Here is a 22,598-nt window from a genome sequence, read left to right on the forward strand (position 1 = left end):
GGAGAGAACCTGACCAGAGACAGTCGCCATAGATGATGATCCCCATTAGCCCGACTATGGCATTATCCATGAGTCGGGCTTTGGATCGATAAACCGGTCTTCATGCGACGCTGGCAGTATGCCCGAACCTGATCGTAGCCCCAGTTAAAGATAATGGCATAGACCAGGAAGAAAATAATAAAGCCCAAGTCAAGCAGCAGTACTTCCCAAAAACCTGCCTGCAAATGCCACATCAAAAACGGGACAGTAAACACCACCAATCCCATCTCAAAGCTGAAACCATGGAAAATTCGCAGCCCCAGACCTCTGTGAATACGTTCCTGCCCAAACACTTTGTCAAAGGCCAGGTTAAACAGATAGTTCCATACCATGGCGATTACGGCGAGGCTCACTACCATTGTTGCCATAGCGGCTGCCCTGTGCCCCGTTACTGCGCTACCCAGGGGAATCAGGATCACAAGGGCAAGCATTTCAAACATGACTGAATGGAAAATACGTTCTTTTGTCGTCATAAATTCGCTCAAAGATATCAACTCACTCAAAAGATCTGAATGCTTTATGGGTGATAATATCTTTCAGCCAGATACATAAAAGTTAGTAACCATCAGAAAATCCGATATGTACAGCCTTGAGCAGTTAAAGATGTTTGTGTTGAGTGCCGAACTGGGATCCTTCTCTGCAGCGGCACGAAAACTGGAAAAAGCACAATCTGCCGTGAGTCAGGGCATTGCCAACCTGGAAATCGATCTTGGCAACGAGCTCTTTTCCAGAACGAGCCGTTCCCCAGTCATCACAACAGAAGGCCGACGTCTATTACCACTGGCAAAAGCCATGCTAAGGCTTGACCATGATATGGGAAAAACCGCCAGATCACTGGCAGAAGGACATGAAGACGAATTAATGCTGGCAGTGGATGAAGCATTAATGATTCCGGCAATGTCCCGGGTACTGACAGAGTTTGCCGATCAATTTCCTGCAACCGCTTTAAATATTCATACTGTTGCCAGTCCCGATGTCCGCGCCATGGTGGCTGATGGCAAGGCGCAGTTAGGTTTAACGTTTGCTGATACCGGCATTCCCCCGAATGTTTCTACCTGCTACCTGGGTTCACTCCCCTTTGTTGTGGTGGCAAACCCGGAACACCCTTTGGCAAAACAAAAGCAGGTCGATGTTGATTGCCTTCAACATTACCGACAACTCCTGGTTAAAGGGTTTGATGGCTCAGGGCTGGCCTATTTCCCATCTCTTTCAACAGACATCTGGTGGACGAATACGTTTTACCTGTTACGAGAGCTAGCGCGACAAGGACTTGGCTGGAGTTATGTTCCCCTGCACCTGGTAGAGCATGAGCTTGAACAGAGATTACTGGTTCGCCTACCCATTAGCTTTGACCACAATCCCTGGCAAGCCCCTGTAGAACGGGTCATGGCTAAATACGCTTGTCCTGGGATGGCGCTTGGCTAGTTAGCGGAAAAGGTGACGAACCTTTTTCCTGAACATTAGGTGATGAATGATGGGGGATAATATGACGAACCATTCCCCATCAGCCAATCAGTCGTTCAAAACATCGTACTTGTAATAGCAGAATGGCTTTGACAAAAGAAAGGCACAAACAAGACGGAGGACAAAGCAGTCCCAGCGCTCGTTGAAATAATGGCGGGTATGGCAGATGAAAGCATACATCACAATCAAGTCCTCTCGTATAACAACACAAAGATCTTAATTGCGGGTCCGGGTGCGTGCTCCCTACACTGGAGAGCGGTGGCTCTGATAGTTCGATTCCTGAACAGGCTGGAGCAACACCATCTGAAATAATGAAACAGGATTTTGGTGAACCCTGTATCAATCCAACATCCACAGAACCAAACGATTCCTCGATCCGAATCGCGTATTACTCAAGATATCCAGCGCTTAACATGGCAATCCTTTCTGCCTGATTCCACGATCTTCCATGGGGACATGTGGCAACTTTATCTATCATTCCTGCCGTTTTACACGACATATTTTGGACGATATTCCATCCCTCAAATATGCCCAGCATAAAACAGCCATTCTCTGGCAGAATTCAGGTTGAAATACCAACAGAGTATTGTTCCAGTCAATCCATCACTGACCCATGCCGGGACATGAAACGAGGAAGCATTGCGTTCATTGCTCTGATGTTCTATTAATATCTCGCATCTGAAGATAAACGACTGTAATAATGATGCCAGAATGGCTGCAGGATAAAACCGGTCATGCCCGCACAACACGCTGACATTATCATTATTGGCGCAGGCATTGCCGGTGCCGGGCTGGCAGCCATGGTGGCGGATGAGAGAGGCGTCATAATCCTGGAAGCGGAGGATCATCCGGGTTACCACTCAACCGGGCGCTCAGCAGCGGTACTGATCCAGAATTATGGTAATGCCACCATTCGCGCACTCACCCGCATCAGCCGCACCTACCTGGAACAGCCACCAGAGGCATTAACCGATCACTCCCTGCTTCATAGGCGGGGTTGTCTTTTTACCGCCACAGAAAACAACGGAGATAATGTCAGGGAACTCCTGAAAGAGGCAGAAGGGCTGACAGCCGTCACCCCAGATGAAGCACTGAGATTGATTCCAGCCCTGAAGCCAGATGCCGTTTACATGGCAGCCTATGAAGCTACGGCTGCAGATATTGATGTGGCAGCACTGCATCAGGGTTGGTTACGGATGGCAAAACGCTCTGGCGCTCAACTGCACATTCGTGAACGGGTGACATCCATCAAACACACCAACCACCTCTGGCATCTTGAAACCGACAGTAATGCCTACTCAGCCCCTGTGATTGTCAATGCTGCTGGTGCCTGGGCAGACACTGTTGCCTGCATGGCTGGCGTCAAACCGGTGGGCATTGTGCCCAAACGGCGCAGTATTGCCATACTGCCAGAACCTTCGTCGTACAATGTCAGCGAATGGCCCATGTTCGGGAATGTCAATGATACCTGGTACTGCAAGCCTGAAACTGGCAGGCTACTGGTATCTCCGGCGGATGAAGATCCCGTCGAACCCATGGACGCCTATGTGGATGATTTGGTACTGGCAGAAGGATTGCACCGGTTTGAGCAGGCGGTGAATTTTCCTGTCTCGCGGATTGAGGGCAGCTGGGCAGGCCTTCGTTCGTTTACACCCGACAATACGCCGGTCGCTGGCTTTTCGCCGGATGCAGAAGGTTTCTTCTGGCTGGCAGGGCAAGGGGGATACGGGATTCAGACAGCACCCGCTATATCAGAACTGGCAGCGTCTATGCTGACTTCAAATGTACAACGCCATCTATATACAAGCCCCATCATCACCGCTTTATCACCCAAACGTTTTTAACTGCACTATGAATACATTTTGTGATAATGAATAGGTTGTGCATTTAGCCTAACCAAGATATCAAATTAAGATAACAAAAGTCTCTCAATGCACAACACAACATAATAAAATTCATCATACATTCAATACCTCGATTATTGGAGATATGAATGCAACAGCTCAGAAGATCCACGCTTCCAGCCATCACTTCAACTAACGATGGTGAAAACCCACTCTACCGCCGTCGGTCAAAAAGTTTACCCGCCATCTTATCCAGTAAAAATGACTCCCAAAAAGCATCAGCCGTACATATCAAGCGAGTTAAAAGCGAATTAAGCCTATCCCGTAGACATGAAACTGAACTACATCCATTTACACATAAAACAGGTTATTTAAAAGATGAAGAAGTAATCAGGCAACTATCACATTCTCTTAACAACCTACCAAGTAATAGCGTAGAGTTTCACCAAAAAGCAAAAAAATTAAAAGGCGCAATATCATTATTAAGACCTTGGAAAGAAATCAAACCTGAAGCTATAAAATTTCCAAAAGAGAGCATTGACTATTTCAAAGAATACATCTGCAAAGAGGTCATGGCAATTTGTCATCCAATAGAAGCTTTCCCTGAGACCCCATCAACTTTTGACTGGAATGCAGAAGAAAATGAACACTGCCGAAAAACCGTAGAGGCAACAAAGCAACTTTTTCAACAGTTTAATAAAAAAGCATGCCCATTCATTGATGCAGCAATACTCACATATGACCTTTATCATTCAGCATACAACGAAACATTACAATTATTATCTGGTCATCTTTGCGACCTCAACATTAGACCTACACAACAAACCAAACGATTAGACATTCAGATTCCGTATAGAAAAAAAACCACGCTATTTGCAGGCACGGAATATTTACACAGGCTGTTACCCGATATCACTCCGGAAATAGAGAGGATACACCCTAACCTCGTCACGATAATTTCAAATCTGGAAGAAATAATATCAGGAAGAATGAATATTTATTTTTCATTATCACGCAGAGGCTACCAAATTTTATGCGACTACATTAAAACTAATGGTGCCACTGACGTTATAGAGGTAATGGCAGGAACTGGATATAACGCAGCACATATTCAGAAATGCGGATTAACGGTCGATGCATGCGACGCTCACCCCAAAAAAAGAGACATTTTCTTTCCTGTAAAACAAGCTGATGCTATCCGTTTTATTGAAGATATTGCCAGCAGTAAAACACTCGATAATTCTGCCCTGTTAATATGCGCACCTCCACCACGAGCAAGAACCTCAGACGGTGTTCAAGACATTGCACATTACATGACCAATTTATACAAAGCCTGCTACGACCATGGTTTGAAGTTGGTTATTTTATTTAGCGAATGTTGCGACGAACAAGTATTCCACCGCCAAGATCTTCTTAGCAAAGAAAATATCATGATCAAAACACTCTCTTCACTGCCTGATGCGTTACTGGAGGACGCCGGTGAATTTGCAGGAATAGCCAAGGCTTTTCAGATCATTCCGCTGGAGCAAAAACAAGCTGAGGCTCCCTCCAAGACTGCATCAGGGATTGGTATATACATTGGAGATGACCCCGAGAATATCATACACATCACGCGGCCATGAATTACCATGCCCTGTTATAGAAGATATCTATTCACTCTTTAGTTTCATCCCCAAAAGAAAAACCCCACTACAGTGGGGTTTTCAGAGCCAATACGATTTAATCGTACGTCATTATTCAGGCAACTTGCTGTTTCTTTGCGTAAACAGCCAAGCCACCAAGAGACGTTTCACGGTACTTAGCCTGAATATCCAGACCGGTGCGGTACATGGTCTCGATAACGCTGTCCAGAGATACCTCGTGGCTACCATCACCACGCAGCGCCATACGGGTTGCGGTGATCGCCTTGATCGCCGCCATGCCGTTACGCTCGATGCAGGGAACCTGAACCAGGCCGGCAATCGGGTCGCAGGTCATACCCAGGTTATGCTCCATGCCGATTTCGGCAGCATTTTCTACCTGGTGAATGTTACCGCCCAGCACTGCCGCCAGAGCACCGGCCGCCATGGAACAGGCACTGCCCACTTCCGCCTGGCAACCGGCTTCCGCGCCAGAGATAGACGCATTCATCTTGTACAGCATGCCGATCGCACCGGCAGTGGCCAGGAAGTCACGAACGCCCTTCTGATCTGCACCCTTGGTAAAGCGGGTGTAGTAAGCGATAACTGCTGGTATAACACCTGCCGCACCGTTAGTCGGCGCAGTCACCACGCGACCACCACAGGCATTTTCTTCATTGACCGCCATCGCGAACAGGGTCACCCAGTCCATGATGACAAAGTGATCCGTCAGCATCGCTTCGGGGTTAGCCATCAGGGTTTTGTGGGTCATGGATGCACGACGCTTGATGCCGCTGACCGGGAGGATGCCTTCCATCTTCATGCCGCGATCAATACAGTTGCGCATGACGTCCCAGATAGCATCAATACGCTGGTAAACCAGTTCAATATCGCCACCCGCCAGGGCCTTTTCATTTTCCAGCGCCAGTTCGGCGATGGTCAGGTTGTGCTTCTGGCACAGATCCAGCATTTCCGCTGCATTTTTGAACGGATACGGCACTGTTGGCACACCACTGACCGGTGCTTCAGTACCGTTTTGCTTGTCCTTGTCGTTGAACTCGTCGGCGCAAACTACGAAGCCACCACCAACAGACAGGTACGTCTTGTAGTACACAACAATACCGTTCGCATCAGAGGCATAGATACGCATGGCATTGGGGTGTTCCGGCAGGGTTTCGCCGTAATGGAAGATCATCTGGGTGTCGTAGTTGTAATCAATCTCACGCTCACCCGCCAGGTTCAGCTTTCCGCTGGCCTTGATATGTTCGTAAACCTTGTCAGCCTCGTCAGGATTCATGGTATCCGGACGGTAGCCGGCCAGACCCAGCAACGTCGCCTTGTCAGTCCCGTGACCGACACCGGTCAGCGCCAGCGAACCATACAGACCGACACGCACAGAAGCGATCGTATCCAGCAGGCCTTTCTCGCGCAGATCGGACAAAAAACGATGACCAGCCCACATCGGACCGACAGTGTGAGAACTGGAAGGACCGATACCGATTTTGAAAATATCAAAGATACTGAGTGTCATAGTTATGAGGGGATGCTTTAGGGTCAATAGATGAGGGGGAGTCTGACGGTTTTAACCGGGGGGGAACAGTGTGGTAGACCACAATATTCCCGCCGGTTTCGCTACCCCGGAGGCCCGGGGTAGCGGAGAGTGATTACAGCAGCTGGGACGCGATGAAACCAGTGATCGCGATGGTACCCATCACTGCGGTGAAGATGTTCCAGGCAGAGTCATACTTGCGCATGGCCGGGATCTTCTTGGCCGCATAAACCGGCATGATGAACAGGATCATGGCAATGATCGGCGCAACCATGGCTTCGATCATACCCATCACGCTCACGTTGAAGTAGGCAACGGCCCAGACAACCAGTGTGATGAACGCCATTGTGCAACGATCCAGCTTCTTGACGTCAACCTTGGCATTCGGGTTCTTGCCCTTGATGCGCTTGATCAGCAGACCGTTCAGGCCTTCACGGGTACCCATGTAGTGACCGAAGAAGGAAGACGTGATCGCAACAATCGCAACGATCTGAGCCAACCAGCCGAACAGGCCTGCATTACCAGTCTGTGCGAATACGGACAGGATCGGCAGGTTAGCAGCCTTGGCAGCCAGCAGCTGTTCAGGTGACAGGGTCAGTACACAGCTGTAGACAAACAGCATGGTGAAGCCCACCAGAACCAGAGCGGTACGCTTCAGGGTCTTGCTGGCCTGAGGCTCTGCAGCATCACCCAGTTCCTTGCGGTAAGTCTGCGCAAAGGAAGAAATAGCCGGAGAGTGGTTGAACGCAAAGACCAGTACCGGAATGGTCAGGAAGATGGTCTTGAAGAAGCTTTCAACAGTCACAGGTGCGTCAAACTGTGCACCGGTCCACTGAGGGATCAGGTACAGGGAAACACCGAACAGGATCGCAATCAGCGGATACACAATCGCATTGGTGACTTTCAGGATCAGGTTCTGACCACAGTTCATGACCGCTACCAGACCACCGACCAGCACCAGGCTCAGCAACCAGCGAGGAGGAACCGGCATGTGCAGCTGGTGTTCAATCAGGCTGCCCACGGTATTGGTGATGCCGATACCGTAGATCATGAGGATCGGGAAGATCGCCATGAAGTAACCGAAGGTGATGATAGAACCGGCCTTGGAACCGAAGTGTTCTTCAACCACGTCAGTGATGTCGCCGTCACGCTTGCTGCCAGACAGCACGAAACGGGTCAGGCCACGGTGAGCCAGGAAAGTCATGGGGCCAATCAGCAGGGTCATGGCGATCAGAGGCCAGATGCCACCGAGACCGGCATTGATAGGCAGAAACAGTACACCGGCGCCGATAGCGGTGCCGAAGAGTGCCAGCGTCCATTCTGTATCACGTTTGGTCCAGCTTTTCGCGCTTTCGGTGCCGGAAGCGGCGTAACCTTGAACGACATCCTGTTGGGCCATGCAATCTCTCTCCGCAGGCAATCAATGCCTGTAACTTTTCGAGGGGAAACCGGAACGCGCATAGAGGGGCTAGCGGCATGTCCGGGGGCAAAATTCAGGCCGCAGACTGTACGGATTTCGTTCAATCAAAGTATTGATTTAGTCCTCTTTTTTTTGCCGGATTTTATGGTTAACGTCGCGCGCGTTGCATTTTCAACACACATTTGCACAGACGTACATACCGAAACAGAGGTTATAAGGAAACGAAGAAAAGTTCTTAGAGGAGAAAATTTGATCGCAGTACAGCCCCTTGCACTGCGATCAGGAGAGAGAAACCGTAAAGGTTTGTGAACGTGGGCTAGTTTATCCTGCAAGCTGCAAATGTCAACGCAAAAATTAAACTTGAGTTGAACTTGTCAACTTAACCCACATCCACTCAACTTCAGTTGATTAAAAAGCACCCAACCCGCCTTAACCATAGCTCAGCACCGCAAAAATGCGTATGGGGTTTTGCCTAGCACCTGCCTACAATCGACGATAACTCAGGTACAGCAGGCATCATGCCTCTCTGAGCACCAACCCCGGCAACAGCCAAACAATATGCTGCCACAGGCAACGTGAACAGAAGCTGAACGAAAAACAGCCCCGAACGTTGCGATGAAAAAAGCCGGTGTCCGTATGTCGCATTCCAACCCTATTGAAACATTGAAACGACAATGGCAGGAGATCACACGTGCTGTTGCTGACGCTTTATATTATTGGCATTACTGCCGAAGCCATGACGGGTGCCCTGTCAGCCGGGCGGAAGCAAATGGATACCTTTGGCGTGATTATTATTGCCTGCGTCACGGCACTGGGCGGCGGTTCAGTCCGTGACGTCCTGCTGGGCAGCTATCCGCTGACCTGGGTGGCTCATCCCGAGTATATGGTTATTACCAGCGTCGCGGCGGTTGTCACGATTGCGATTGCGCCGGTGTTTCGTTATTTGCGTAAACTGTTTCTGATGCTGGATGCCGTTGGCCTGGTCACCTTTGCCATTATCGCCACCCAGAAAACGCTGGACCTGGGCCATGGCATCATCATTGCGTCCATCATGGCGGTGGTGACAGGCGTCTTTGGCGGCGTACTGCGGGATATTCTCTGTAACGATGTCCCCCTGGTGTTCAGAAAAGAAATATACGGCAGCATCGCTCTAATGGTTGCCCTGCTGTATCACTCACTGACCACCCTGCTGCATGTTCCCATGGACTATGCCGTGATCATTACCCTGGTAGCAGGTGTGCTGGTTCGTATTGCAGCGATTGGATTCAAACTGGATATGCCGCAATTCAAGTACAACTCACCGGAACACTAAATCCATCCAGACTCACGCCATGCTGCTGCATGGCGTTGTGAAAACAGTCGTAAACTGCCGTTTTCATTGGCAAGAACTCCTGTCACCATACGCAAAAATGACCTGACAGGAGTCCACCATGCTGCTTGATCTTGTTTCCTCAACCCTGGCGTCCAGCGCCCGCTTCTGGCAGGGCACCGCCGCCAGTCGAACCACCCGGCAACCAGAACTCACCATCGCGCTTTACGATCGCGAAGGCTGCTCAAACTGTCGTCTTGTACGTGAAGCGTTGACGGCATTGAACCTTAATGTACTGATCATGCCCTGCCCTAAAGGCGGCAAACGTTTTGCGGATAAACTGGCAGGCCATCAACCACCACTGCTGATCGATTTAAATACAGAAACAACACTCACCGGCCCTGAACGTATTATTGAATACCTCTACGCCGAGTATCTTGACGAGAAACCGCCCCTGCCTGTACGGGTAACCCCACTGAACCATATCAGTTCGACCCTGGCCTCCACTCTGCGCCTGAATGCGGGCACGCGCTGCCGCCCTTCGCAGGCACCGGAGCAACCACTGACACTGTACAGCTTTGAATCAAGCCCCTACTCCCGTCCTGTACGCGAACGGTTATGTGAACTGGAAATCCCCTATCACCTGATCAACCTGGGCAAACAACAGATCGCTGACCTTGGTCCCGCCAAATGCCACTTTTCCCTGGGTGCCTATAAACCATTACCCAATACCAAACGCAGCCAGTTTTTTGATGAGCACGGCAATGTTCAGGTGCCATATCTGGTCGATCCGAACACAGACACCGAGATGTTTGAATCCAGGGAAATTATCGCCTATCTGAATAACACCTATGCCATCAGGCGATAATACAGATCGGGCATGGATTGTTTAGCATACAGGGATGTTTGCTATTACCTGCTAACCACGCAGCATGAATGTCTCATATTCAAGATCCTGAAGAATACGGTTTATCAGCAGTAGGCCAACGACGGTTGTCAGAGTCACAGCTAAAACAAATCCATAGCCAAAGAATGCCGGATTCATTTGTTGTGAAATCAGGGTGAACAGAATGTTGCTTGCCAAGAACAGTCCGCTGAGGGCGAGCGCTTCCCGACGCCGGTCAAGATAGAACAGGACATTCATGACCGCCATCATGACCACCTGTATACCGACACCGACCATGTCCACTTTCAGCAGGGTTTCGTAATAGGGTGAAATCCCCAACCATGACAATAGCTCACGGGTCCAGACAAACAGCAGAATCACCGTGAGTGACTGGACCTTGAAGATTTCCAGAATACCCTGGCGAACCGATTCCACCATCAACTGTTTATGGTGACGAAGGGTCTCAAGCGGCTGGTGCTCACGAATGGCGTCATAGAACCCTGCATACCGCTGAGCAAAATCCGCTTCAAATCGCACCAGAAAAACCGCCATGCCGGGAATAATGGTCAGGTATGCAAGAAAGATGGGAATATCATAAATCACCGATGAACGCAGCAGGCCTGCCGTCGCCTCTGATGTCATGGGATTGAACCAGAACAGGAATTTGTCGGCCCATATTCCCAGGTAAAAGACCAACCCCGTAAAAAACAGGGAGAGGTGAATATGACGCGGAGAAAATACGGCAGAAGCCGCCAGGTGCTCACTGGGAAAAGCCCGGATGATCTGATACAGAAACGCAAAAAGGATAAAGCCATGCCCCGACACAAACGCCAGCATCAACCCTTCCGCCCCAAACGCCACCAGCTTCATGGACAAGACGACAACCAGACCATAACCTGCCAACATAATCAGCAGTATCCGCTTGTAATCCTTAAGACTCGATAACAACAAAACTACAAGCCACAAGGTACAAAGCGTAATAAAGGCAACAAATGTCAAACCACGGAAAAGCAGGGTTTTGTCCGGGAATAACAGGCAGACCGCAGGCAGAGCAATGAGCCCTGACACCAGCGCCGTAACCGACAATGCCGACAGCATGTTAGGCAAGACACCAGGCGAGTTTTCCTCATAAACCCGGTCAGCAACAAAACGGGTCAACACCAGTTGCACACCGCCCGATAGCACCAGCGAACTACACATCAGGTACGTTACAGTAACCAGGTAATAAATCAGTTCACTGGCATGGTGAAAACGATTAAGGCTGATAATGCCAACCAGCAGAACACTGATAATGGACAGCACCCAGGGACCTGAACTGATCAGCCCTGCGTAAGCATACGCCTGCAATGTGGCAGTATAGGTATTGCGTTCCAGAATACGCCTGATGGCAAACCCTATACCGGCCATGCGGCACACTCCCCCTGCATTTCCAGTGCAGTCTGATAAAGGTGTCGATAGCGCTCAAACACCAGTGTTTCCGAGTAAAAACGGTTAACGCGCGCCACCGCAGCATCACTGGCCTGTCGCCACAGGTTTTCCTCGGACATCAGCCGGATACAGGCTTCCGCAGTGGCTTCCGGATCCGCAATACTGACGATCGCCCCGGAAAGTCCCAGCGCCCGATCTTCTGGCACCTCCCCTCCCTCAATCATGGCGCGACAGCCGCCAACATCCGTACAGACACAGGGCACACCACCGGCGTATGCTTCCAGTATGACGAGTGGCTGTGCTTCGCTGATGGACGTCAATGCCATGACACCAATCTGTGGCAGCATCTCCGTCACACGCTGGAACCCCTTGAACTGGATAGCGTCCGCCAGTCCCAGGCTGTCGACAAGCTCACGGCATTCGCTCGCATAGCCGGGATCTTCATCGTCCGGGCCGATAATCCAGCCTTCCACCTCGGGCATTGCCTGACGGGCATAATAGATTGTGCGGATAAACGTCTTGATATCCTTGATGGGTACGACTCGCCCGATCAGGCCAATCACCCGGGGAATAGACTGGGGCCGACGGGCCAGCGCGTCATGATACAACTCAAGGTCGATCCCGTTGGGAATAACGGCGGTCTTGCTGAAAGCGGCGCCATCGTTAATCTGACGCAGTCGATTACCCTCATAAAGGGCAAAGATACGATCCGCCATCTGATAGGTCATGCGACCCATCACTTCAAAAAAGCGTATCCACATATCCCGCAGAAAGCCGTTCTCCATGATGATGCCTTCCGTCTCTCCCAGCTCACCATCACTGATCCAACGTGCCTGGGCCAGATCAATCTTGCGCTCTTTGGTGTAGATACCGTGTTCCGTCAGGAAAAAACAGGTTTCAGGGTGACGATTCCGTATCATCGCACCCAACAGACCGGCATAACCGGTTGACACACTATGAACGACAGATGTCTTTGGCACGTTACGGGCAATCTCTGCCAGCATGAACAGCGGCGCGTGCATGGATCGCACCGTCCAGAAATAGTTCAGGAATGAGGGATCTTGGCTGTATTTCTCGTAAGCACGCGTAGTGTTCTCCCACGAACACTGGCTATAAAGAAAACTGGCATGTGATATTCCGCCCTCTTCCCCCAGACAACCCAGCACATCCGACACCAACTCCCTGGGCATACGGGCACCTTCCACCTGGAACAGGTCATGCAGTTCACGACTGCGAGCGTACGCTTCAGCATCACCACGTTGTCGGGACGGACATTTCATCTGCCAGGCGTCGTTCAGGTAGTGGGCCTCAAAATGAACGACATTGTCAGGAAAAACATACACCTGTTTGCCGTAGTCCTCAGGTCTGCTGCCGATAAATACCAGGGAGAAGCTGAAGTCGGACAAACCGCGAATCAACTGATGCACCCAGCTTGATACACCACCGCGCACATAAGGATAGGTGCCTTCCAGCAGCAGTGTGATATCCGCCCGCGTTCCCATTGCCTTTCCTCCGTTTTATTCCGCTGCAGGCATTCCGGCCGAGAGCCGGTCGCCCTTTTTCCGCCAGTGACGAAGGGCTCTGGCCAGTCGGGGCGGTTGGTAGGCCAGCCCCGATATACCGTGCGCCAGATCCGTCAGGCGGATAAAATCCCGCTGTAGAAAAGCCAGTTCCATCCTGTCTTCAACCATGACGTCAATCGGCATACCGGCCTCAACAGCCTGAGCAAAACAGGCCGCAGCGTCCTCTAACCTTCCCTGCCATCGCAGGATTCGTCCTTTCAGCTGGAGCATGTCTGCATCCCGTTCCTCTGCCAGCACCCTGTCAATAAAGCCAATCGCTTCCCGCCCAAGGCCCTCTGCCACCCCCCCCCTGAACCAGCTCCTGCTGCACCAGCGCCCAATGCCAGGCAGCCAGTTGCTTAAGCCCGTTGACAGCAGCGGTACCGCTACAGCCATCCAGCGCTTTGCGGGTTCTCTGAATAGCCTGCCGGATACTGGCCTCCTTCTGCTCAAGCACTGAATAAGCCAGCAAGCGCACATCATCCACCAGATCTTTCATGGCCTCCCGCAGAATACGGTTTGCCTTGGTGTCATTGAGATAACGCAACGCCAGAACAGCCTTTACCCGCTCAGCCTCCTCCCCGGAGGAGCGCAACAACGCACTCAGTGCGCCCGGCTTCAACCTGGGCCGCGCATCAATATCCGATGACCGATAGGGTAGCTGCGGCAGTTTTGCGACAATAAACGACGCTTTATGCTGACGCTGCGGCCAGTGAAGAGCCGGTATAACCGCAAGCAGCACGCCCCACATCCCCATCACCGGGAGCAGAAAAGGAATGACCGCAAAAAACAACCATTCCCTGCGCCATAACCGACGATAGCCGCTCGGTAGCACTGCGGGGATTCCAACCAGAAAACACAGGCAGGCCAAGGTATGCGACGCAAGCCAGGCAATCAGAGCCAGAGAAGGCTTCTCCAGCGACAAAAAAAACAGCCCGCCAAGATCAAGCGTCAGGGCGATTGGAATCAGCAACCATCGAATCACTGGATTCTCCTTCTTCCAACACTGCCCCCTGGTTCCCAGCATGCTCGACCGACACAGCAAGCCGCGCTACCAGGGGATACCCGATGCCTTTCAGGAAGGTCGTTAATGCATTCCCCGTCTGACAGTCATTCAGGGACACGGCATTAATCACCACCTCGGCAGTGCCCATATCCACCCGGTGATACTTTTTCAGAAAATCGGGAAATTCATTGACGTACGCGTCGACATCCTGAGAATCAGACAGCGGCATCAGCACCAGTGCGATACAGTGCTCACTGCCTGCTTCGTTCAGAACCAGCACCTTGTCCAATGCCCGTCGATACATCCGCATTGATTCAATCAAGGCCGGCGCCAATCCGAAATTACCTATCCTGACAGCCACCAGCCCGGCATTGAGCCGATACGCTGCCACATCATGGATACAACGCACTAACTGCACATGAAAAGCACAGACATCGCTATCACCATGCGGAACGTTTCCGGCCACCCGGGCTAGATCAAGACTGTCAGCCACATGCCCGCACAGTACGGCCAGTCGCTCAAGGTGCGTTGCATTCAGGCAGTCAAACGGTAAGCGGTGGACAGCCAGCAGTGCATGATTGTTGCCTTGACTATCCACCAGAGGGATACAGGCCAGCAACCTGCCGCTCGCTGCCAGGGAATGCCGCGTGAGCGTTGCAGGTTCAATACAACATGCCCTGGCGGTTTTCATTGCCCGCACGATCAGCGGATCATAGCCATCAACCATGGGAAAATGGCCGGTTGCAGCCAGTGGCTCCTGTAATTCAACCCGCCCCTCCCTGACTGCAAACAGTGCGCCCGACTGCACCTCGCCATAGTGCGTAAGCAACTGTAAAAGCGGGTGAGCACATTCCGCCAGACATGGTGCTTCATCACTGGCCGCGAGCAGCTGCCTGCGAATATCCTGTAACGCGCCGTACAGGCTGAAACCATTCAATGCCAGTTCCTGCTCCAGCAAGGCATGGGAGCGCTTCAGCACGTGATAGGAGCGGGTAAATTCAGCCATCCGGGCCTCCCGGTAACGTCCGGCCCGCTCCAGACGGATCAGCCGTCGCTCCCACACTTCCCTGAATTCGCCGGCAATCAGACTGACAGCCAGAGTGCCCAGCAACCACCCACCCGGCGTGCGCCACGGTATACCCAGCCAGCGCGCATGCAATGAATCTGCGAGCAGCAACAGGATGGTCGACAATGCCGCCCAGGCAAAGCCATAGCGCAGGCCCACCAGCAAAGGCGCAAGAACCATCCATGGAAAACGGCTGGACAGTGTCAACAGGTCCTCTGGATTGACCAGCCAGGCCACCCCCAGGGCGACCAATGTGATGGTCGGCACTTCCCACCAGGCCGTCCCTTCCTGAAGGCGTCGCAGGAGAGCATTCAACGACGCAGGGTGACGGCATCGATTGATCATGTCGATAACAGCCATCAGTCAAACCTGACCGTACCGATCAGTTCATCAATCACCCGCTGCGCCGTTCCCGCCAGGCTCTCCCGGGACCAGCCGGCACGGGCGGCGCTGCCACTCCAGAGCACCCGTTCATCCGGCAGGGCCAGAATTTTCAGGGAAATGCCCACTGCGGGCTCACCATCCAGACCACTTTTGTAACGCCACTCTTCAATGGAGCCGGTTATCGCATAGGTAGCCCCCTGATGCCGGGCCCACAGCAGCGCCTTCTCATAACGCAGGCGTTCATTCAGGGAGGGAAACCCGTCATCGGCAGGCACTGACGGGTATTGCATGAGTGTTTTCACCCCGGCGGCATGCAACCGGGTTTCCAGAATGGCTTCAGCCCGTTCTCCTGCCATCGGTGTCTGTGAATAATTGACCAGCGGCAACAGGAGCCACGCAGCCTGTCGCTCAACCACGGGGGCATCATCCCGATACTGCTGTGTCGTACAACCGACCAGCAGTCCATATCCCCCCAACACCAGCCATAAAACGAACCGGAATCCAGACCGTCGCATGCCGTCACTCCTGTTTTGCTGTTTTATTCTGTCTCGCCCTAGCGCCCAAACCGATACTGGTAACCCAGCGTGAACCGGTATCCCGCCTCACCGGCAGCCCCCTGGGGCGCACTGTCATAACCTGCGGTCAGGCTAAATTCGTCATTCCCGAACAACCGCCAGCCCATTCCCGCCTCCAGGTTGTAGCTGACGGTGTCTTCCGGCTGCTGATAACCCGCCGTTATGCCAAACTGCCAGCGGGGCGATGGTACCCGGGCATTCAACGCACCCGGCTCACCATGCTGCCAGCGGCTGTCCACCAGAAAATAACGATACTGCTCTGGCAACAATGTCGCTGGCGTACTGCCGTCAACCAGCCGGTCAGCCAACACTGTTCCCAGGCTCTGTTCCAGGGAGTACTGGTGCCAGTCCATGCCTGCGGACACCACCCATTCCGGATCCCGGAAAAACAGCTGATGGGCCCACCGCCCCTCAAAATGGTACCCGTCCCCCAGTTTTTTACCCTGATAACGATCACTGAACCGGCTGACATTCCCCTTGAGATAAAGGCTGTCACTGCCGCTTATCTGGTAATTGACAGCAAGACCCAGGCGACTTTCCTGACCCAGCCCCCCCATCAGTGAGGTCACCGCTGTCTTATCGCGGTAATCGCCGAAAAAGCGGACACTGGTTTGACTATCCCAGTGTTTCAGCCAGCTGAAACCACCCCCTTCACGGTCACTGTCTTCACGTTGTGAAACACTTGCGTAGCCACGCCAGAAGCCATCCTCCGTCAACCGGGTGAATTGCAACCGGTGACTGAGCTGGTCACCCAGCGACGCCGTGATGACACCGCCATCATGCTCATAGCTCGCGAACTCAGAATCCAGCCGGATATGCCAGCGATCAAACCGCTGGGCAAGCGTCATTTCATACCCCTGGGATGACAACGAGGAATCACTCCGACTCAGTCCGCGAACCCGCCAGCCACTGGGCGCCTCCACGGTCAAGGCCACCGCCTGCTCTGTCAGGACCGGGTGGCTGTTGTCCGGATAACGGTGGTCAATCCCCTGCAGCGCTTCCGCCAGTGCCTCACTGGCGTAACCTGACGTCAGCAGCCCTTCAACCCGATCCGGCCCCGGGCCAAGCTGAGCCAGCAGCGGAGCCAACGCCTCCCGGTCCCCCTGCAAGGCGATCGACAACAGCTGATAAAGCGGCGCCTCGCCCCCCTGCTGCTGATAATGCGATAACCATTCCTGTGCGGCGGGCAGGTTGCCAGCCTGCATCAGCAACCTGGTCAGCTCCGGCATCCAGAGTTCGGGACGGGAGGCACCGGTCTGCCCTACCCACTGAATACTGTTTGCCAAACCGTTCAGCCAGACCCGCAGCTGAATCGCTCGAGGCCGCCACTCAACCTCCGTCAGCCAGGGCTCCTCCTGTCGAATCGCTGCCACTGCAGCCCTTCTCACTGACCAGGCCCGGGCAGTATCCCCCACCAGCGCCAGTGTGTCGGCATACGCCAGCTGCAGCAGCACGTCGCCGGGCTGTTGCTGGAGTGCCTTTTTGTACCAGAACAATGCTATCCGGTAGTCCGCGATGCTACCCGAACCCGCTGCCATCACCGGCCATAATGCCGGCTCATCCCGGGCAACGGCATACCATTGCCCAAGCAGTCTTTCCAGTTGTTCACGCTGGTTCTCACTGATCAGAAACCAGAGATAGGTTTCCATAATGTCCGGCGTGTGGCCAACCAACAACAAAGCCTGCTCAAATGCGTCTATTGCCCGGGGGATATCCCGTTCCTGACGACTCAACCGGGCAATCGACAACCAGTAAACATATTGATCATTCAACCCCCCTGCGGATTTTGCATCACGCACCAGCTGCGCCAATATTTCCCAGCGCCGCAAATCGAACGCCAGCTCCATCGCAATGACGGCATAATACGTACGCCCGGTCAGTTCAAACCCGGCCAGCGCCTGCTGAAGGCGCTGCTCAGGGGAATACACCGTTGTTAACGCCAGATAACGATCAAGGTTAATGACATCACCCGGCCTCTCCGCCAGCACCTTCTCGAGTGCCTGAGCGGCAACCACATCATCCTCTACCGCCCAGGCCAGATCGGCCAGCAATAGCCATAACGGCAAATGGTCATGCTCGTATTCCGTATGAACATGTGCATCGAACCAGGTGTTTTCATCAATCTCGTGCCCTCTGAACGAATGCTCACTCAACATCGTGATAGCATCCCCCAACCGTCCCAGCGCCTGCAATGTCCTGAGGAACCGGAGAAACTCTTCCTGAGACAGCGGAAAATGCTCATGCATGTCCATCCAGGTTTTCGCTAGTTCATCCAGTTTTTCCTCATCCTCCAGCAGGTTCACCAGGCGAAGCCAGAATGGCTGTTCATCGGGATGCTGGTTCAGGTGTTTTTTCAGGATATCTTCAGCGGCTTCAGGCAACCCCAAACTCTCAAGCGCATCAAGCAGGGCGGTTAACTCCTGATGATCAAGGATCCGCTGTCGGGAAGCATTCACCAGAAGATAAACAACTGTCGTATACTCGTATAATGATTGCGCCAGATCCCAGGCTCTTTCCAGCGCGACCTTATCTTCTGGTTCATGGGTATTGACCCACAACCACTGCTCCAGCGCCTGAGCCGGAAAACCATTCCATTCGTACAGTTCCGCCAGCCCTCGCCGCAGGTTTCGGTCATCCGGCGCCAACTTCAGGCGTCGTTCAGCGGCTTCTAACGCCAGGTCAGTCGCTCCCATGCCGGTTCCCATGACCTGCGCTTTTTCCAGCTGCGCTTCCGAGAGTTCCCGTGACAACAGCTGCCTCAGCCATGAACGTCCTTTGTCGTAGGATTCCATGGCCACAGCAATATCAATGCCCTTGATCAGCAACTCAGGATCATGAGACTGCCGCTCAATCGCCTCGGCCATCACACGGTAAACATCCACATAGCGCTCCTGCCCCTCGAAAGCACTGGCAGCATTCAGCCAGGCCTGTCGGCGCAAGGCCTCCGACGAAAGCAGTTGCCGGCCATTCCCCGGGTTAACCTGATGGCATTGTTCACATGCCTCCCCCTCCTCAATGGCAGCGGCCATATCGGTATAGATTGCACCGGCCTGTCCGCTTTCATTGGCCGCCAACTTCCATTGCGCCGCTTTCTCCAGCCAGTGCCGGCTATGACGGGCATCAACCCGAGCCAGTCGCTGATAAAAATCCGCGCTTAGGCCCGGCTCACCGATGCTTGCCGCCATGTCAGCAAGCTTTTTCAGGCCCTCTATCGAGAGCCCCTGCCACGGCGTATCCCGCAAACGTTCGCGAATATTGTCGATCCAGCGCTCTCTTTCCTGCGGATCAGCCGCCGCAAATGCCCACTGGGCAGCCACGTCCACCTGCAGCAAATGCAGCTGCATCACCTGGGCCTGCGAGAGTGCTGCCAGTGTGACGGATTGAAGAGTGTCCCAGGCCTCCTGATACTGTCCCGTCACATTCAGCTGAGACGCCAGCTTGTGACGCAGCCGCCAGTCATCCGGGCTGCTGCGCTGGAGTTGCCGCAGATAAGCAATGGACACCGCGTCCGCCCGGGCATCGGCGAACTGTTCCTCAAAATGCCGGTCATCCTGAAACAGCATGACCAGGGCAAACAGCACCCATGCCAGCAGCGCCAGAAGCATCGCCGGAGAAAAGAGTGTCTTTTGATGCCTGTTGCTATCGACAGACCAAAACGGCATCCCCCGAGTCCTTGCTGTTGATGCTGAAAACCTGTTGTTGTTCTGTGATGACCGGACGCAGGATTTTCCCTTCGCGCTCCAAACGGCAAGGGGTTGCGTTCACGACCGTAAACCGGATGTTTCCATGGCCAGCAAACCGGAGCGCTACTTTCTGTGGATTCAGATAGCGCCAGTGATCAATGGCGGCATTGGCTTCGTCCAGATAGACCGCATTCGGTCGCTGGTGACTGAAACAGATACTGGCCGTAGAGGCCGATAAATGAAGGTAACGCCCCTGGGGTAAATCCCGGAATCCGGCAAGATTCTCAGAACATTCAGGGTCCGGCCAGCCAAGGGCGCGATCAGCCCTCAGGGTTCGCAAAGCACTGGCACCCCTGATTTGCCAACGGCCATCACTGTGTCTCGCGATAGCCGTGTTGTAAAAACCTTCAACCCTGGGGACATACTCACTGATATACAGTGGAAAAGGCTGTTGCATCAGCGCCCAGTCGTACACCTGCTTCAGGGCATTCAGCGAAGCATGCAGCGTGCCAGAATAAAAATGCCAGTACACCGCAATGGGCTTAATTCGCCGGGGTTCTTCTGACAGCCTGAAAGTGTCCTTGGCCTTACAATACCCATAAAACGGGCCGGTCCATTCATTGGTGTAGACGTTCTCATTCATTACCGGGGCATAAACCTGCCAACCGGCGGACGTCGGACGCCCCTGGGGCGATAATCCCGTCAGAGAGGAAAACGTCTCCGTCAAATAACTGTTGCCACCGTTCATGCTGACGACACCGGCCTCTTGGGTCAGGCTCATCGCCTGACAGTCAGGCCGGGCATCCCCACTCCAGAGAAACACCTTCACCCGCTTATCAGGCGGCGCCAGTCGCTGATTGATGTAATCGATACTGCCCTTGATTTCCCGCCGCAGGTTAAACGCATAGTCTTCGATGGGAAGGTGGTACCCATAAAGGGTGTCTTTTTCATCCATGCCGGATTTGCCCGGCTGCCAGAAAAACGGATGACTGTAGGAATGACTGGCAATTTCAACATTGGGCAGGCGAAAGATGGACTGGGCGATCGTTTCCAGCTCAGGGCTCAACGTTGGGTACAAGCCCTCTGCGCCCGTTTCCCCCTCAACAACCGATACCGTGTGAGGAATCGGGTATCGTTCAAAAATGGCCTCTTTGATGACCTCCCCGCTATAAGGCGTGTCCGGCATTTCCGCACGACTGGCAAAGCCGTCGCCATCCACATGCGACGTCATGATCCGGCGGCCATTTTCCGTCGTTGCGTCAGGTATCAGGCGGGGTTGCAGCTTGAGTGCATCACGGAGCAGGGCAAAGGGGTCGACCAGCCACTCCCGATAGCCGAGCCCGTTATCCGCCAGCAGATACGGTGATAACGCCATTCCCCCCCAGTCCGCCAACAGCACCGGGGAAAAAACCTGTCCCCGGGCATCCTGTACCGCCACAGCCACCTTGTGAGCATCATTCTGGCTGACCAGCGGCGCCAGGCCACGGGTTCGCGGCTTGATTTCCGCTTCGAAGGATTCTGTATCCGCTGGTATCCGTGTCACAGTGACAGGCTTTTTTACCCCGGCAGACTCCCTGCCAAGCCCAAGGCGCCTGAACAGCTGAGGGTCGTTGACAGGCAGGTTATTGAGAAACAGCACCGGTATGCGGTCATCCAACTGCTTACCCAGCCATTGCTGAAAATACCGCAGGTTATCCGGCTCATCGCTGAGCCAACTGATGATGCCGGCATAGCGACCGCTCAGCGGATAATCCGGCAACTCGCCATTGACGTTGACATAGACGGGCACCAGGCCCAGGTATTCAGCAATCACCGCGACCACGTTGTGGATATCACTTTGCTCAGGCTCTTCGGCATCGTTGTACAGCATGAGCACCCTGCGTGGTTCAGGACTTAAAAGACCTGTACCGAGAATGTCCAGTGCGGGGGTGGAAATCCACGGTGAAAATCCCTGAGCGATTAGACGATCAGCCAGCACCCGTGCCTGTTCAGGCTGGTAATCCGGCAGGTACTCGATAACCGTGACAGGGATACCCTCCCGACGCACAGGCTCCAGCTTTTCAAGCAGCCACGTCTGCTCCTCCTGACTGCGCTCACGGAAGGCGTTATCAACCGGATCAAACTGGCGGAGCAGCGATTCTACCGCCATACCATCCGTGGCGGATGCAATCTCAGGGAACAGCTCAAACCCCCTATTCATAAACAGCTTCAATGCCGGATAACGCTGCCTGATGGCCTGTATCAGGTCGATCAGCGCCGCACGCTGGGGCTGCTGGCGCTCTTCACTGCCAAACACCTGCTGGTAACTGTCGAGCGTATCGAGAAACAGTCCGTCATAGCCGGACTGCAACAGAGGAGGGATCAGGGTATCCAGAACATAGTGCTGCCACGCTTTGCGCGTCTGATCAATGATGTAGCTGTTCCAGCCTCTGTTCCTGCCAACGATCAACGCATCCGGCAGCTGATAACGCCGCCAAAGCGATGCGTTAACCTCACCAAGACTCAGGTAGGCAAACACGGCAGAACCGCTGTGCTGTAGATCAGCCAGCTGTCCGGCTTTAAGGTGGGACGGTTCTACAACCACACGATCATAGAAGGACAGTTCTTCGACCGGTACAGAAGCACCGTAAAAAAAAGCAACGGAAGGCAGCGCGTTTGCCGCAGACGATCCGGCACTGCCCAATAGCAGCATCACAATCAAAAGACTGTACCATCTGCCCCGTATCATACCGCCCCCTACTTCCGACACAGAGAGTCGCTTTGA

At 53.3% G+C, this 22,598-nt stretch carries 16 protein-coding genes; 5 read left to right on the plus strand and 11 right to left on the minus strand.

Annotation, left to right across the window (positions count from 1 at the left end):
* Positions 1-62: 62 nt before the first annotated feature.
* Positions 63-542, minus strand: a complete 480-nt coding sequence (locus ABD892_RS26395; RefSeq protein ID WP_345199365.1) for a PACE efflux transporter — start codon at positions 540-542, stop codon at positions 63-65.
* Between the two features lie 76 nt (positions 543-618).
* On the opposite strand from ABD892_RS26395, the gene ABD892_RS26400 reads away from it, so the two are divergent.
* From ABD892_RS26400 to ABD892_RS26410, 3 genes are all read left to right on the plus strand, one after another.
* Complete coding sequence (locus ABD892_RS26400; protein WP_345199367.1) at positions 619-1,464, plus strand: LysR family transcriptional regulator; 846 nt, start codon at positions 619-621, stop codon at positions 1,462-1,464.
* Positions 1,465-2,237: 773 nt separating this feature from the next.
* Positions 2,238-3,347, plus strand: coding sequence for an NAD(P)/FAD-dependent oxidoreductase (locus ABD892_RS26405; protein WP_345199369.1), 1,110 nt, complete (start codon positions 2,238-2,240; stop codon positions 3,345-3,347).
* Positions 3,348-3,496: 149 nt separating this feature from the next.
* Complete coding sequence (locus ABD892_RS26410; RefSeq protein ID WP_345199370.1) at positions 3,497-4,969, plus strand: hypothetical protein; 1,473 nt, start codon at positions 3,497-3,499, stop codon at positions 4,967-4,969.
* A gap of 115 nt (positions 4,970-5,084) precedes the next feature.
* Here the strand turns inward: ABD892_RS26410 and ABD892_RS26415 are convergent, their stop codons facing one another.
* Positions 5,085-6,497 carry an L-serine ammonia-lyase gene (locus tag ABD892_RS26415; RefSeq protein ID WP_345199372.1) on the minus strand — a complete coding sequence of 471 codons (1,413 nt, stop codon included), beginning with the start codon at positions 6,495-6,497 and terminating at the stop codon, positions 5,085-5,087.
* A 133-nt stretch (positions 6,498-6,630) separates the two neighbouring features.
* Positions 6,631-7,914 carry an amino acid permease gene (locus ABD892_RS26420; RefSeq protein ID WP_345199373.1) on the minus strand — a complete coding sequence of 428 codons (1,284 nt, stop codon included), beginning with the start codon at positions 7,912-7,914 and terminating at the stop codon, positions 6,631-6,633.
* 712 nt (positions 7,915-8,626) lie between these two features.
* Here ABD892_RS26420 and ABD892_RS26425 point away from each other — a divergent pair.
* A complete protein-coding gene (locus ABD892_RS26425; RefSeq protein ID WP_345199375.1) occupies positions 8,627-9,247 on the plus strand; it encodes a trimeric intracellular cation channel family protein in 621 nt (206 codons plus the stop codon).
* A gap of 118 nt (positions 9,248-9,365) precedes the next feature.
* The gene (locus tag ABD892_RS26430) at positions 9,366-10,112 is read left to right on the plus strand and encodes a glutathione S-transferase N-terminal domain-containing protein (RefSeq protein WP_345199376.1); all 747 of its coding nucleotides are present in this window, start codon (positions 9,366-9,368) and stop codon (positions 10,110-10,112) included.
* Positions 10,113-10,163: 51 nt separating this feature from the next.
* Here the strand turns inward: ABD892_RS26430 and pelG are convergent, their stop codons facing one another.
* From pelG to ABD892_RS26470, 8 genes are read right to left on the minus strand one after another with little or no spacing between them, the layout of a single operon-like run.
* A complete protein-coding gene (pelG, locus tag ABD892_RS26435; protein ID WP_345199377.1) occupies positions 10,164-11,537 on the minus strand; it encodes an exopolysaccharide Pel transporter PelG in 1,374 nt (457 codons plus the stop codon).
* The gene (pelF, locus tag ABD892_RS26440) at positions 11,525-13,060 is read right to left on the minus strand and encodes a GT4 family glycosyltransferase PelF (protein WP_345199378.1); all 1,536 of its coding nucleotides are present in this window, start codon (positions 13,058-13,060) and stop codon (positions 11,525-11,527) included. The genes pelG and pelF overlap by 13 nt, the downstream gene beginning before the upstream one ends.
* A gap of 15 nt (positions 13,061-13,075) precedes the next feature.
* Positions 13,076-13,423: a hypothetical protein gene (locus ABD892_RS26445; protein ID WP_345199380.1), complete on the minus strand. Its 348-nt coding sequence runs from the start codon at positions 13,421-13,423 to the stop codon at positions 13,076-13,078.
* Positions 13,383-14,105, minus strand: coding sequence for a hypothetical protein (locus tag ABD892_RS26450; protein ID WP_345199381.1), 723 nt, complete (start codon positions 14,103-14,105; stop codon positions 13,383-13,385). The genes ABD892_RS26445 and ABD892_RS26450 overlap by 41 nt, the downstream gene beginning before the upstream one ends.
* On the minus strand, positions 14,065-15,552 hold the full coding sequence (locus tag ABD892_RS26455) for a PelD GGDEF domain-containing protein (protein ID WP_345199382.1): 1,488 nt from the start codon (positions 15,550-15,552) through the stop codon (positions 14,065-14,067). The genes ABD892_RS26450 and ABD892_RS26455 overlap by 41 nt, the downstream gene beginning before the upstream one ends.
* A complete protein-coding gene (locus ABD892_RS26460; RefSeq protein WP_345199383.1) occupies positions 15,552-16,091 on the minus strand; it encodes a hypothetical protein in 540 nt (179 codons plus the stop codon). Before ABD892_RS26460 ends, ABD892_RS26455 begins: the two co-directional genes overlap by 1 nt.
* Positions 16,092-16,129: 38 nt before the next feature.
* Positions 16,130-19,813: a tetratricopeptide repeat protein gene (locus ABD892_RS26465; RefSeq protein WP_345199384.1), complete on the minus strand. Its 3,684-nt coding sequence runs from the start codon at positions 19,811-19,813 to the stop codon at positions 16,130-16,132.
* Positions 19,791-22,562 carry a bifunctional glycoside hydrolase/polysaccharide deacetylase family protein gene (locus ABD892_RS26470; RefSeq protein WP_345199386.1) on the minus strand — a complete coding sequence of 924 codons (2,772 nt, stop codon included), beginning with the start codon at positions 22,560-22,562 and terminating at the stop codon, positions 19,791-19,793. Before ABD892_RS26470 ends, ABD892_RS26465 begins: the two co-directional genes overlap by 23 nt.
* Positions 22,563-22,598: the final 36 nt, after the last annotated feature.

Source organism: Kistimonas scapharcae (assembly GCF_039540975.1).
Taxonomy (GTDB): Bacteria; Pseudomonadota; Gammaproteobacteria; order Pseudomonadales; family Endozoicomonadaceae; genus Kistimonas; species Kistimonas scapharcae.